General features: G+C 68.7%; 8 protein-coding genes. 5 read left to right on the top strand and 3 right to left on the bottom strand.

Annotated features, from left to right (window positions below; all coding sequences use genetic code 11):
• Positions 1-74 precede the first annotated feature (74 nt).
• A complete protein-coding gene (locus FZ029_RS16875; RefSeq protein ID WP_085083633.1) occupies positions 75-383 on the bottom strand; it encodes a hypothetical protein in 309 nt (102 codons plus the stop codon).
• Between the two features lie 465 nt (positions 384-848).
• Between FZ029_RS16875 and FZ029_RS16880 the strand changes: the two genes are divergently transcribed.
• Positions 849-1,091 carry a hypothetical protein gene (locus tag FZ029_RS16880; RefSeq protein WP_149270297.1) on the top strand — a complete coding sequence of 81 codons (243 nt, stop codon included), beginning with the start codon at positions 849-851 and terminating at the stop codon, positions 1,089-1,091.
• Here FZ029_RS16880 and FZ029_RS16885 read toward each other — a convergent pair whose 3' ends face one another.
• Positions 1,092-2,447, bottom strand: a complete 1,356-nt coding sequence (locus FZ029_RS16885; protein ID WP_149270299.1) for a sigma-54 dependent transcriptional regulator — start codon at positions 2,445-2,447, stop codon at positions 1,092-1,094. It abuts the gene before it with no gap.
• Positions 2,444-4,279 (bottom strand): ATP-binding protein, encoded by a 1,836-nt coding sequence (locus FZ029_RS16890; RefSeq protein WP_247892336.1) that lies wholly within the window; start codon positions 4,277-4,279, stop codon positions 2,444-2,446. Before FZ029_RS16890 ends, FZ029_RS16885 begins: the two co-directional genes overlap by 4 nt.
• Positions 4,280-4,550: 271 nt before the next feature.
• Between FZ029_RS16890 and FZ029_RS16895 the strand changes: the two genes are divergently transcribed.
• The 4 genes from FZ029_RS16895 to FZ029_RS16910 all read left to right on the top strand — a co-directional run bounded on the left by FZ029_RS16895 (position 4,551) and on the right by FZ029_RS16910 (position 14,632).
• Complete coding sequence (locus FZ029_RS16895) at positions 4,551-5,867, top strand: dicarboxylate/amino acid:cation symporter (RefSeq protein WP_149270301.1); 1,317 nt, start codon at positions 4,551-4,553, stop codon at positions 5,865-5,867.
• Positions 5,868-6,107: 240 nt separating this feature from the next.
• Complete coding sequence (locus tag FZ029_RS16900) at positions 6,108-8,417, top strand: NADP-dependent malic enzyme (RefSeq protein ID WP_149270303.1); 2,310 nt, start codon at positions 6,108-6,110, stop codon at positions 8,415-8,417.
• A gap of 147 nt (positions 8,418-8,564) precedes the next feature.
• Positions 8,565-10,583: a tetratricopeptide repeat protein gene (locus tag FZ029_RS16905; RefSeq protein ID WP_149270305.1), complete on the top strand. Its 2,019-nt coding sequence runs from the start codon at positions 8,565-8,567 to the stop codon at positions 10,581-10,583.
• Positions 10,580-14,632, top strand: coding sequence for a tetratricopeptide repeat protein (locus FZ029_RS16910; protein ID WP_149270307.1), 4,053 nt, complete (start codon positions 10,580-10,582; stop codon positions 14,630-14,632). The genes FZ029_RS16905 and FZ029_RS16910 overlap by 4 nt, the downstream gene beginning before the upstream one ends.
• Positions 14,633-14,801: the final 169 nt, after the last annotated feature.

Raw genomic sequence — 14,801 nt, forward strand, 5'->3', positions numbered from 1 at the left:
GCACGGCGGGGAGAAATTCCCGCACCCGCGAAGCCGCTTCCACGAACGACCGCGCCCTTCTCCCGAAAGAGTGGTCAGACGGTCCGCGGGTGGTGCGGCAGATGGGCGAGGCGGCCGATCCGCTCCGCCACTTGCAGAGCCTCGACCACATCGTCCAGCCGGCCGTCGCGCATCAGATTGTGCGCGTGCGTGTTCAGCGCGGCGACGACGGCCCGTTCATCGGACACCCCGCGGGCCGGTTTCCCGTCGGGATCGAGCACGGTGGCGCCCAGCGCCGCCATGGCCTCCGCGGTCAGGTTCACGGCCTCGGACAGGGCCTCTTCGTCGTCTTCCGCTGCGGTCAGGATCGGTTCCAGAAGCTCCGCAAGGAGACGGGGGGTCATGGTGCTAATCCTCGGTGACATTCTAAGGCCGTCCCCTTCGACGTCGGTGCTGCGTGGTCTCCAGTACAACAGCCGAAACGAAGGAAAGGTCCGCCCGGCCGAGCTGCCCGAAAGCCGGTTTCCCGAAACTTGGAATGCGCTGCCGGACACCAGAAGCCACATGGGATCCGCGCGTGCGGCAGGCAAGCGGAACCGGACGTCAACTGGACGAATGGGGGAAGTTTGGGGTGGCGATCCAGCGCATTTCCCGGAAAGTTGTGGAACATGTTTAGAAAATTCGTAAAAATACCATCGCATTCCAAACATGCGGCGGATTGCGCGAACAGCGTCCGCGGACGGTCCAGGACGAAGAAGCCGATGGCCCTTCCGAACAGAGCATCCGGCGTGGACGATCGCCAGTCGATCACACGGGACAGCGGACCCGCGCCCATTGACGGAAACGGCAGCGGGGGCCATCCTCCTGGTATGGACGACCTGACCCGACGTGTTGACCGGATGGAGGGGCTTCTCGACGAGATGAAGCCGCTGCTGGCGCGTCTCGACGAGCGGCTGAACCATCTCGCGACCAAGGCCGACCTGTCCACGACAAAGGGTGAGTTGCTGGAGAAGCTGGCCGAAAAGCCGGGCAAAGGTTACCTGTGGACAGTCCTTGCGGTGCTCGTTGGCGCGATCCTCGCCTCCGTCGCGGCTGGGATCAGTCTCAGATAGTCATTCGATGAAATCCTCCCGGCTCAGCCCATAGCGTTTCAGCTTGTCGTAGAAGGTCTTGCGCGGGATGTTCAGCGCCTCGATTGCGGCCTTCACGCTGCCGCGTTGGCGGGCGAGTTCGGACTGGATCAGCCCCTTTTCGAACAGGTCCACCTGCTCGGCCAGCGACAGCGCCGACGGTGCCGACACCGGCGCCGGGGCCACATCCTCCAACCCAAGCACGAAGCGGTCGGCGGCGTTGCGCAGTTCGCGGACGTTGCCGGGCCAATCCTGGCTCATCAGCCGCTGCATTTGCTCACGGCTCGGGACGCGCGGCTCGCGGTTGTAGCGGGCGGCGGCCTGGGCGACGAAATGCTGGAACAGCAGCGGGATGTCGTCCCGGCGTTCGCGCAGCGGCGGGATGGTCAGCACCACCACATTCAGCCGGTAATAGAGGTCGGCACGGAATTTCCCCTCGTCCGCCGCCTGCCGAAGATCCGCCTTGGTGGCGGCGACCACCCGCAGATCGACCGGCACCTGCTCGTTCGATCCCAGCGGTTCGACCACCCGTTCCTGGATCACCCGCAGCAGCTTGACCTGCAAGGCCAGCGGCATGCTTTCGATCTCGTCCAGGAACAGGGTGCCGCCGCCGGCATGCTCGATCCGGCCGATGCGGCGCTTGGCGGCACCGGTGAAGGCGCCGGCTTCATGCCCGAACAGTTCGCTCTCGAAGATCGTCTCCGGCATGGCGCCGCAGTTCAGCGCGACGAAGGGATTCTTGCGCCGGCGACTGGCGGCGTGCAGCGCACGGGCGACCATCTCCTTGCCGGTGCCGGTCTCGCCGAACACCAGAACGTCGGCGTCGGTGTCGGCGACAGCGGCGATGGTGGCGCGCAGCCGCTCGATGCCCGGCGTACGGCCGACGATGGTCCCCGCCGGATCGGTTCCGCCGGCGATCTGCGCCCGCAGCCTGCGGTTCTCCAGCACCAGCCGCCGCTTCTCCACCGCGCGCCGGGCGATCTCGGTCAGCCGGTCGGACGGAAAGGGCTTCTCCAGGAAGTCGTAGGCGCCGTTGCGCATCGCTTCCACCGCCATCGGCACGTCGCCGTGGCCGGTGATCAGGATGACGGGCAGGTCGGGATCGATCTCCCGCACCCGTGCCAGAAGGGCCAGCCCGTCCATCTGCGGCATGCGCACGTCGGTGACGAGGCAGCCCGGCCAATCGCGGCCGAGATGGCGCAAGGCCCGCTCCGCCCCGTCGCAGGCCGTCACCTCGAACCCCGCCAGTTCCAGCGCCTGCTGCCCGGCCAGCCGTACCGCGCGCTCGTCATCGACGAACAGCACGGCGCCGGCGGCCTCGGGAATGGATTGACTCATGTGCCCTGCTCCGTGGTGGTGAGCCGCAGGGTGAAGACGGCGCCTTGGCCCGGTTTCCCATTGCGGTTGGCGGCGGTCAGGCTGCCGCCGAAATCCTCGACGATGCCGTGGCTGATCGACAGCCCCAGCCCCAGCCCCTCGCCGGCTTCCTTGGTGGTGAAGAAGGGGACGAACAGCCGGGGCAGATCGGCCTCGGCGATGCCGCCGCCGGTGTCGGCGACGCTCAGCAGCGCCTCGCCCTCCGCCGTGACCAACCCGATGCGCAGGCGGCGCACCGGACAGCCGCGCATGGCGTCCGCCGCATTGCCGATCAGGTTGACCAGCACCTGCTGCAGCCGCACGTCCTCCGCCACCACCCGGACCGGCTGGTCGGGCAGATCGACCTCCACCGTGATGTCCTCGCGCCGCAGCTTGGATTCCAGCAGGGCCAATGCCTGGGTCACCGCGCCCTGGACCGACACCGGCCCCAGCGTGCCGGAAGCCCGGCGGGCGAAGCCCTTCAGTTGGCGGGTAATCGCGGCCATGCGGTCGGTCAGTTCGGCGATTTCCGCCAGATTGCCGCGCACCGCGTCCATCCGCCCACGCTCCAGCAGCACCACGGCGTTGTCGGCGAAGCTGCGCATGGCGGCCAGCGGCTGGTTGATCTCATGCGCGATGCCCGCCGACATCTGGCCCAGCGCCGCCAGCTTGGCCGCCTGCGTCAGTTCGTTCTCCGCCGCCCGCAGATCGGCGGTGGCGGCGGCGACCCGGCGTTCCAGCTCCGCCCGCGATTCCTCCTGCAGCGCGATCCGCTCGACCAGAGCCACCCGGCGCAGCGCCACGGCATAGGCGGTGAGTGCCGCCATCGCCACCGCCGCCGCCGCCAGCAGCCCGGCGACCCAGGCGCGGGCGGTCACCGGATCCAGGCTGGTCAGGCTGTGCAGGGTCCAATCGCCGCCGGGCATGGCGACGGAGGTCAGCAGATAGCGGCGCTGCCCGTCCTTCTCCTCCAGCGCGATGCGGTCGGAGGCCCCGCCGAAGGCCCAGGGCAGCACGTCCAGCCCCTCGCTGGTGCCCTCCGGCACGATGGGCAGGCTGATCGGCAGGCGGCGGGGCAAGGCGTGATAGCGCCAGGACGGCATGTTGGTGATGAACACCACCCCGTCGCGGTCGGTCACCAGCAGCTTTTCCTGCCCCGGCGTCCAGCCCCGCTCCAGCCGGTCGAACCCCAGCTTCAGCACCACCGCCCCCACTGTGCGGTTTTCCGCCACCACCCGGTTCGCCGTGTAATAGCCCGGTATCAGCGAGGTGGTGCCCAGCGCGAAATGGTGCCCCTCCCCCTGGTCCATCGCCATGCGGAAATAGGGGCGGTAGGAGAAATTCTCGCCCACGAAGCTGGCGGCGCCGTGCCAGTTGCTGGCCGCCAGCGTCGTTCCCTTGGCGTCCATCACGTAAAGCGCCAGCGCATCCAGCGCCTGGGCAATGCCCTGCAGCTTGCGGTTCAGCCGGTCGACCGCCGCCGGAGTCGGGTTGACCAGCAGGGCGCGCACCTCCTCATCCTGCGCCAGCGCCAGGGGAACGGCGGCATGGCGCTCCAACTCCGCCCGCAGGTTGGCGTTGTAGAGCGCCAATTGCGCCCGTGCGCTGTCCTTCAGATCATCCAGCGCTACGGACGAGGCCCAGCCCGCCGCCAATGCCGCCGCCGCCGGGACGCCCAGCAGCAACGCCACCATCAACAGCCGGCGCGGCCGTTCCAGCGCCCGGGCAACCAGCTGCGCCGCCGGCGAGAAGGTCACGGCGGGGGAGGGAAGGGCGGTCGAATCTGTCGCCGGGTCGGTCGGATTGCTAAGCAACGTCTTTCCCGATCATGCTGCGCCGCAACATTGATGCCGCAGCGCTGTGAAGTGTGCGGATTTTCGCACATCACCGGACCCCATGTCGTGCGGATTCTCGCCCTCGGCCATTGGGCAAATGCTTGATGTTGCTGGATTCAGCAATTGGCCCAGCGCTTGCTTTCATAGGCAATCAGTTGGGGGCCGCCCGCCCAGCCGGTGCAAATGCCGGACGAAAGAACGGGCACCCCGCCAGGAACGCCGTTCTGAGGAACGCCACGAGGAGAGCAACATGAGCGCAGACGCGACCGCCGGCCGCCCGGGTGCGGTGAAGAAGCCCTTCTATACCAACCTGACCTTCCAGGTTCTGACCGCCATCAGCATCGGCATCCTGCTGGGGCACTTCTACCCGGCCATCGCCGTGCAGATGAAGCCGCTGGGTGACCTGTTCATCAAGATGGTCAAGATGGTGATCGGCCCGATCGTCTTCCTGACGGTGGTGACCGGCATCTCCTCGATCGGCAACCTGAAGAAGGTCGGCAAGGTCGGCGGCAAGGCCCTGCTGTATTTCGAGGTGGTGACGACCTTCGCGCTCGGCATCGGGCTGCTGATCGTCAACCTCGTCCGCCCCGGCGCCGGCATGAACATCCAGCCGGGTCAGCTGAAGGCCGACGCGGTGCAGAAATACGCCACCACCGCCCACGAGCACGGCTTCATCGACTTCGTCGTCGGCATCGTGCCCGACAACGTGGTCGGCGCCTTCGTCCAGGGCGACATGCTGCAGATCCTGTTCTTCGCCGTGGTGTTCGGCGTCGCCCTGTCCGCCATGGGCCAGAAGGGCAAGCTGGTCGAGGACATCTTCGACAAGATCGGCCATGCCCTGTTCGGCGTGATCGGCATCCTGATGCGCGTCGCCCCGGTCGGTGCGTTCGGCGCCATGTCCTTCACCATCGGCAAGTACGGCATCTCGTCGCTGACCGCGCTGGGCCAGCTGATGGCGTCGGTCTACATCACCATGGCGATCTTCATCTTCGTCGTGCTGGGCGGCATCGCCAAGGCCTATGGCTTCAGCATCTGGAACTTCATCCGCTACATCCGCCAGGAACTGCTGATCGTGCTCGGCACCTCCTCCTCGGAGTCCGTGCTGCCGCGCATGATGGAGAAGATGCAGAAATTCGGCTGCTCCAAGCATGTCGTCGGGCTGGTGATCCCGACCGGCTATTCCTTCAACCTGGACGGCACCTCGATCTACCTGTCGATGGCCGCGATCTTCATCGCCCAGGCCTTCAACGTCGACCTGACGATCTGGCAGCAGCTCTACATCCTCGTCATTCTGATGCTGACCTCCAAGGGTGCGGCGGCGGTCACCGGCGGCGGCTTCGTCACGCTGGCCGCCACCCTGTCGGCCACCGGCGTCCTGCCGATCGAAGGTCTGGCCCTGCTGCTGGGCGTCGACCGCTTCATGTCGGAGGCCCGCGCGCTGACCAACCTGATCGGCAACGGTGTCGCCACCGTCGTCGTCGCCAAGATGGAAGGCGAGTTCGACGAGAGCAAGGCGGTCGCCGAATACCAGCAGCACTTCAAGGAGCCGGCGCTGGCCCGGATCTGACCATCTGCCGCAAACGCGCGGCACACATGCGGGCGCCGGATTTGGAAATTCCAAAGATGATCCATCCGGCCCCCATGAGGATCCTGTAAGGTAAGGGGGACGCTTCGATTTGGTTCGAATCGTCCCCCTTCCGTTTCGCGGGGCGGTTGGCGCAACAGTCCGAATGGGCTATAACCGCCAATCAGGTGAAGTGAACGCAAAGAATTAACTGAAATCTCGTTAACCGGAGGAAGAGACCCGATGTCCGGCGATTTTGAGGCGATGGCGCTTGAGTATCACCGCAACCCGCGGCCCGGTAAGCTGGCAGTAGTCGCGACCAAGCCCATGGCCAATCAGCGCGATCTGGCGCTGGCATATTCGCCGGGCGTTGCCCATGCCTGCACCGCCATCGCCGAGGATCCGTCGAAGGCGGCGGAACTGACGGCGCGGGCCAATCTGGTGGCCGTGGTCACCAACGGCACCGCCGTGCTGGGGTTGGGCAACATCGGGCCGATGGCCGCCAAGCCGGTGATGGAGGGCAAGGCCGTCCTCTTCAAGAAGTTCGCCGGCATCGACTGCTTCGACATCGAGCTGAACGAGCTGGATGTCGATGGTCTGGTCGATACCATCGTCCGGCTGGAGCCGACCTTCGGCGCCATCAACCTGGAAGACATCGCCGCCCCCGCCTGTTTCGAGATCGAGCGCCGCTGCCGCGAGCGCATGAAGATCCCGGTGTTCCACGATGACCAGCACGGAACCGCCATCGTGGTGGGCGCCGCCGTGCTGAACGGTCTGGCGCTGGTCGGCAAGGACATCTCCAAGGTCAAGGTCGTCTCCACCGGTGGTGGCGCCGCCGGCATCGCCTGCCTCGACCTGATGCTGTCGCTGGGTGTCCGCCGCGAGAATGTCTGGCTGGTCGACCGCATCGGCGTGGTCCACAAGGGCCGCAACGAGGAGATGAACGAGTACAAGGAGGCCTACGCGCACGATACCGAGGCGCGCACGCTGTCCGACGTCATCGACGGCGCCGACATCTTCCTCGGCCTGTCCGGCGCCAAGGTTCTGAAGCCGGAGCTGCTGGCCCGCATGGCCGACAAGCCGCTGATCCTGGCGCTCGCCAACCCGGAGCCGGAGATCATGCCGGATCTGGCCCGCGAAGCCCGTCCGGACGCCATCATCGCCACCGGCCGCTCCGATTTCCCCAATCAGGTCAACAACGTCCTGTGCTTCCCCTTCATCTTCCGCGGCGCGCTGGACGTCGGCGCCACCACGGTGAACGAGGAGATGAAGATCGCGGCGACCCACGCCATGGCCAACCTCGCCCGTGCCGAACCGTCGGACGTGGTGGCGGCGGCCTATGTCGGTGAATCGCTGCGCTTCGGCCCGGACTACATCCTGCCCAAGCCCTTCGACCCCCGCCTGATCGTGGAGGTGTCGTCGGCCGTCGCCAAGGCGGCCATGGACAGCGGAGTCGCCACCCGGCCGATCGCCGATTTCCGCGCCTATCAGGACCAGTTGAACCAGTACGTCATCCGCTCCGGCCTGTTCATGAAGCCGGTCATCACCAAGGCCAAGACCGCGCCCAAGCGCGTCGTCTATGCCGAGGGCGAGGACCCGCGCGTGATCCGCTGCGCCCAGGTGGTGGTGGACGACGGCATCGCGCATCCGGTGCTGATCGGCCGCCGCGAGGTGATCGAGCGGGTGATCGGCGAGATGGGCCTGCGCTTGAAGATCGGCCAGGACGTGGAGGTCATCGAGATCATCCGCGACCCGCGCTATCACAACTTCACCGAACATTACCGCAAGCTGATGGGCCGCCGCGGCGTGTCGCCCAGCCATGCCGCCAACGTGGTGCGGACCCAACCCACCGTCTTCGGCGCCCTGATGGTCCGCCGCGGCGAGGCCGACGCGCTGGTCTGCGGCACCACCGGCCGCTTCAACGAGCATTGGGCGCACATCTGCGGCCTGATCGGCCTGCGTGACGGCGTCAAGGTCGCCGCGACGATGAACGCGCTGATCTCGCAGAAGGGTGTCCACTTCATCACCGACACCTACGTCAACCCCGACCCGACCGCCGAGCAGGTGGCCGAGATCGCCCGGCTGGCGGCGGACGAGGTGATGCGCTTCGGCATCGAGCCGAAGGTGGCCCTGCTGTCCCATTCCAACTTCGGCAGCGCCGACACCCCGTCCGCCCGCAAGATGCGCGCGGCGGTGGAGCTGGCGTCGGAGCAGATGCCGAATGTCGAGATCGACGGCGAGATGCATGCCGACGCTGCCCTCGCCCCCGCCATCCGAAAGGAGGTGCTGCCCGACAGCCGCCTGAAGGGCGAGGCGAACCTGCTGGTGATGCCGACGCTGGACGCCGCCAACATCGCCTTCAACATGATGAAGATCCTGGGCGAGGCGCAGAATGTCGGCCCGATCCTGCTGGGCGTCCAGCGGCCGGTCCACATCGTCACCCCGTCGGTCACCACCCGCGGTCTGGTCAACATGACCGCCGTCGCCGTCGTCGACGCCCAGCTGGCCGAGCCGGTCAACGCCGCCCCGACCCCGCCGGCGGGCGTGGCGTAAGGTTGGGTATTCCCTCAACCGCACAGGCACTTACTCCCTCCCCTGCGTAGCGGGGGAGGGCCGGGGTGGGGGCACGGGTCTCCGCCCCTTCCACCGCCCCCAATTCGTGCTATCCCTTACCCGTAGCCAACCAATTCGGCACGGGGCATGAGCAACCAGCGCAATTCCGGCCAGCGCAATTCCGGCAACTCCGCAGCCGCCACCGCCGCGGCGCTGGTGGGGCAGGCCGTGCCTCTGCACCAAGCCGGGCGCCTGCTTGAGGCCGAATCTCTCTATCGCCAAGCAATCGCCGTTCAGCCGCGCCAGCCGGACGCCCTTCACCTGCTTGGCATGATCGCTTGCCAGACCGGCCGTTTCAAAGAGGCCGCCGACCTGATCGGGCAGGCGGTGGCGGCCAAGCGCGACGTACCCGACTACCATGCCAACCTTGCCTACGCCTTCCAGGCGCTCGGCCGCTCCGCCGAGGCCGAGCGCGCGGCGCGAAATGCCCTGCGCCTTCGCCGTCCGTTCCCGGAGGCCGCCAACACGCTGGGCAACGCCCTCAATGCGCAAGGCAAGGCCGCCGAGGCCGCCGAGGCCTATCGTGCCGCCCTGCGCGCCCGTCCCGACTATGCGGAGGCGGAAGGCAATCTGGGTGCCGTGCTCCGGAGCCTCGGCCGCTCGGCGGAGGCCGAACCACTGCTGCGCCACGCGCTCGCCGCCAATCCGTCCCTGACGGAAGCGCGCGCCGCCCTGGGCCTCGCCCTGCTCGACCTTGGGCAAGACGACGAAGGGGAGACGACGCTGCGTGCCGTGCTGGCACGCCGGCCGGACCATGCGGCGGCGGCCCTGGCATTGGCCGGATCGCGGCAACGCCGCTGCGGGGACGCGGAGCCGGCCTACCGCCGCTACCTGATGTTGGAGCCGGCGGATGCCGAGGGCTGGAACGCCTACGGCCTTGCCCTGCAAGCGGCCGACCGCATCGGACCGGCCGCCGATGCCTTCGCCCGCGCCGTACGGCTCGACCCGCAACTGGCGGAGGCGATGACCAATCTCGGCACCATACGCCGATTGCAGGGACAGGCCGCGGTCTCCGCCGAGCTGCAACGCCGCGCACTCGACCTGCGCCCCGGCTATGCCGCCGCCCATACCAATCTGGCGCTCGCCCTTCAGGATCTGGGCGACGATGCCGGCGCGGAGCGGGAGTTCACCAACGCTCTGGACGCCGATCCGGCGCAGGCCCTCGCCCGCTTCAACCGTGCCATCCTGCGTCTGCGCCAGGGCCGGTTGGCCGAGGGGTGGGAGGATTACACCGTCCGCTTCGAGTCCGGCCGCCTGCGACCGAGACGTCCCTTCAACATCCCGGAATGGGAGGGGGACGAGCTTGCCGGACGACGCCTGCTGCTGTGGGCCGAACAGGGGTTGGGCGACGAGTTCATGTTCGGCGCGCTTCTGCCGGAAGCCCTGTCGCGTTTCCCCGACGCCATCGTCGAATGCGAACCGAGGCTGGTCTCGCTGTTCCAGCGTTCCTTTCCCGGCACCACGGTGCGCGCGCCGACGCGGCGGCCGACCGATGCCGACTGCCATCTCCCCTTCGGCTCGCTACCGCGCCTGCTGTGGCAGACCGCACCGGTTCCACCCCCACCCGCCGGCTGGCTGAAACCGCATCCGGAACAGGTGGCGGCATGGCGGTCGCGGCTGGATGCGCTCGGCCCCGGCCTGACGGTCGGCATTGCCTGGACCAGCCGGCGCATCACCACTGAACGGCGCCATTCCTATACGGAGCTGGAGGAGTGGACCTCCCTGCTGCGCCTGCCCGGCATTCAGGCCGTCAGTCTGCAATATGACGGACGCGAGGAAGAGATCGCCGCCGTCGAGGAACGCTTGGGCCTGCGTATCCACCGCTGGCCCGACCTCGACCAGATCGCTGATCTGGAGGGCACCGCGGCCCTGATGGCGAACCTGGATCTGGCGATCACCGTCGCGTCTTCCCCCGGAGAAATGGCCGCCGCGCTGGGCGTGCCGGTCTGGCGTCTCGGCCGGCGCGACTGGACTCAACTCGGCACAGCGGTACGTCCCTGGTTCCCCACCATGCGCTGCATCCATCCCGATGTAGCGGCGGGCGTCGGTGGCGCCATTCCAAAGGCAACACAGATGCTTATCCAACTTTCCGCAGGTGATCTGTGAGCGTTTCCGACTGGTTCGCCGAGGCACTTCGCCATCATCAGGCCGGCGCTCTGGACGCCGCCGAACCCCTGTACCGACGTGTCTTGGATGCCGAACCGCGTCACGCCGACGCTCTGCATCTGCTGGGCGTGCTGAACCACCAACGGAACAACAACTCCCAGGCCATTGATCTGATTGACAGAGCAGTCGAGCTTGCACCAGATGTGGCGGACTACCGCGCCAACCAGGGCATCGTTCTGCAGCGGCTAGGCCGCCTGAAGGACGCCGAAGCGGCGCAGCGCCACGCGCTGGAGTGCGATCCCACCCATGTCGGCGCCCATTTCAATCTGGGGCTGGTGCTTGCCGCGCTCGACCGCTTGGCGGAAGCCGCCGCCCATTATGCCGAGGCTGCCCGGCTGTCTCCCGATTTGGCCGATGCCCATCTGAACCTCGGAGCCGCCTTGCAGGGGATCGGCCGGGCGGAAGAGGCATTGGCAGCCCACGCCCGCGCGGCGGACCTGCTGCCCGGCGACCCGCGGCCCTGGACCAACCGGGCCGTCAGCCTTCAGCAACTCGGCCGCAAGAGCGAGGCCGCCGATGCCTTGCATAGGGCGGCGACGCTGGGCGGCGGCATCGCCGACCCCACGGCGCTGTCCGCACTCGCCGCTGCGCTCCAATCCGCCGGGCGTATGGAGGACGCGGCGGAGCGCTACGCTGACGCCTTGCGCCTCAATCCACGCGATTCGTTTTCCCTCAATGGGTTGGGTCTCTGTCTTAAGGCTCTTGGTCAACTGGATGATGCCGCCGCCTGCTTCGATGCGGCCACCGCCATCCAGCCCGACCATGCCGATGCGCTGGACAATCTCGGCAGCATCCGCAACGCCCAGGGCCGCCATGCCGAGGCCGAGACCCTGCACCGGGAAGCGATCCGCCACCGGCCCGACTTCGCCGGCGCCTGGAACAATCTCGGCAATGCCCGTCATGCCGCCGGCCGCACGTCCGACGCCTGGAGGGCTTGGCATGTGGCGATGACTCTCGATCCCACCTTGCCGGAGGCCCACACCAACCTGGGCAACGCCCTGCGCGGCGCCGAGCGTTTCGCCGAGGCCGAGCGGTCGCAGCGTCGCGCCATCCGGCTTGCACCGCTGGAGGCCCCCGCCCGCAACAATCTGGGCCATTTGCGCCAGGGCCGGCACGATCATGGCGGCGCCGCCGACAGCTACCGCAGCGCACTGGCGCTGGACCCCGCCTATGGCGAGGCCTGGAGCAACCTGGGGCTGGCCCGCCAGCGGTTGGGCGACGGCACGGGGGCGGAGCGCTGCTATGACAGGGCGCTGACGCTGCGGCCCGACCTGTCGCTGTCGCACTTCAACAAGGGTCTGCTGCGGCTGGAGGCCGGCGATCTCGATCATGGCTGGCCCGGTTACGCCTGGCGCTTCGGATCGGGGCAGGTCGGGCAGGGGCGTCAGCCGCGTACCCAGGCGTGGCGCGGGGAGGACCTGACCGGCCGCCGCCTGATGATCTGGGGCGAACAGGGCGTGGGCGACACCATCCTGTTCTCCGCTCTCTGCCCGGAACTGGCTGGACGCGCCGTTTCCACCATCCTGGAGGTCGACCGTCGGCTGGTGCCGCTGTTCGCCCGCTCCTTCCCGACCCTGCGGGTGCGGGCGGAGGCGCTGGACGCACAGGGGCGGGAGGCGATGGCGATCCCCGACTATGACCGCCATGTGCCGATGGGCTCCTTGCCCCGCGTCCTGCGCCGCCGGCTGGCCGATTTTCCGCCGCGCTCCTCCTGGCTGGTGCCCGACGCCGGTTTGGTGGAATGCTGGCGCGAACGTCTGGCTGCGCTCGGCCGGGACTTGCGCATCGGCATCGGCTGGCGCAGCCAGATGATGACGGCGGAGCGAAGCGTCGCCTATCTGCCGCTGGACGCCTGGGCACCGCTGTTCGGACTGCCCGGCGTCCAATGGGTGGTGCTGCAATATGGCGACGTGGAGGAGGAGGTCCGGCAGGCCGAGCAGCGCTTCGGCATCCGACTGCATCGCTGGGACGACCTCGACCGCAAGGACGATTTCGATGGCGTCGCCGCCCTGATCGCCGGGCTGGACCTCGTCATTTCGCCGGCCATGTCGGTCGGCGAACTGGCCGGCGCGCTCGGTACCCCGGTCTGGCGCTTCGGCACCCGCGACTGGACCCAGCTGGGGGCCGGGGTCCGCCCCTGGTACCCGTCGATGCGCCTCTTCCAGCCCCGACCCGGCGAACCGCTGTCGGCGACGATGGCCGATATGGCAAGTGCGCTGAAGTCACTCCGGCCGGCTGCCGAGAATCCCACCACCTCCCGATTATCGACGGCGTCACGCTATGCCACCCCCTCACCCAGCCCTCTCCCCGGGGGGGAGAGGGTATCCGCGGAGGGGGAGAGGTTGGCGGCACAGGCCGTCGCTCTGCATCGGCAAGGCCGCCTGCCGGACGCCGAAGCCCTCCACCGCAAGGCCGTGGCAGCCTCTCCCACGCACCCGGCCGCCTGGACCAACGGCGGCCTCACCCTGCTCCGGACCGGCCGCGTCGAGGCCGCAATCCTCTGGCATCGACGCGCGGTGTCGCTAAACCCGACATTCCCCGAAGCGCTGGGCAACCTCGGCGTGGCGCTCCAGGCCGGCGGGTCCCCGGCAGAGGCCGCGACACTGCATCGCCGGGTCGTCCGGCTGCGTCCGTTGCTGGCCGAGGGCTGGGGCAACCTCGCGGCCGCCCTGCTTGCCGCCCGGCGCTTTGCCGAGGCCGAGACCGCCTGCATCCATGCGGCAGTCCTGGCGCCGGCACTCGGCGGCATGCTGATCACGGCCGGCGCGGCGTCGAAGGGGCTGGGGCGTTTCGCCGAGGCTGTTCGCCAGTGCCGCCGTGCATTGCGCATCGCCCCGGCTTCGGCCAAGGGTTGGTCGAACCTGGGCATGGCCCTGGCCGGGCTGGGTCTCTGGAACGACGCCCTGCACGCCCACAGGCGCGCGACAGCGCTCGCTCCCGACCTGCCGGAGGTGCTGGTCAACCATGGCCACGGGCTGCTGATGCGGGGAGAGCGTCGGCACGCCCGCGACTGGACCGAACGTAGTCTGCGGCTGATGCCGGGCAGGGCCGACGCCCGGATGAACCGCGCCCTGCTGCGCTTGGCCGCGGGCGACCTGACCGGCGGCTGGGACGACTACGCCCACCGCTTCGCCACCGGCGATGCCGTGCCCCGCCGCTTCACCATCCCGGAATGGCAGGGCGAGCCGCTGGCCGGCCGCCGCATCCTGGTTTGGGGGGAACAGGGGCTGGGCGACGAGATCATGTTCGGCACGGCGCTGCCCGACCTGCTCCGCCGATCCGGCCGGCTGATCGTCGAATGCGATCCGCGCCTGACCGGCCTGTTCGCCCGCGCCTTGCCGGGGGCGGAGGTGCGGGCGCCCACGGCGGACCCGCGCGACGCCGACTGCCATGCGCCCATGGGCAACTTCGCCGCGCGGCTGCGGCCTGCCCTGCGGCATTTTCCCTCGACCGCTCCGCTCTTCACCGCCGATCCACGGCTGACGGCGGAATGGCGCGACCGGCTGGCGGCCCTCGCCCCCGGCTTGCGGGTCGGCATCTGCTGGCGGAGCAGCCGCATGACGGCCGACCGGGCCGGCGCATACAGCCGGATCGACCAGTGGGGACCGGTCCTGGCCGTGCCGGGCGTGACCTTCGTCAGCCTGCAATATGACGGGCACGAGGCGGAGCGCGAGGACGCCCTGCATTGCTTCGGCACGGTGCTGCACCACTGGCCCGATCTGGACCAGCGCCGGGATCTGGAGGGGGTGGCGGCGCTCATATCCGGACTCGATCTCGTGATCTCCGCCCCGACCGCGGTGGGAGAACTGGCCGCCGCCCTCGGGATCCCGGTCTGGCGGATCGCGGGGGCCGGCGACTGGTCGGCCCTGGGGACGGCGGTGCGGCCCTGGTTCCCATCCATGGCGCTGACCGGCCATGCCGGTGACCACGGCGTGACCCTGGCGGCGGTCGCGCAACGCCTGCAGCGTCTCGCCGACGGGCCCCCATGACCATCGGAGGGGGGAGGCTCGCGCAATTCCGCATTGCGATTCCCGAGCGCCCCCTTTATCGACTATGGCCGCTGGGCGCCGCGCGCCGCGCAGGGTGGATGACCCGGCGCCCGCGCCGTCGTAAGCTGCTTCCTGCCGGACGGCGACAGATGGGTTCAGGACGGGGTTT

Origin of the sequence: Azospirillum sp. Sh1, from assembly GCF_008365135.1 — a bacterium.
GTDB classification, from domain to species: Bacteria; Pseudomonadota; Alphaproteobacteria; order Azospirillales; family Azospirillaceae; genus Azospirillum; species Azospirillum oryzae.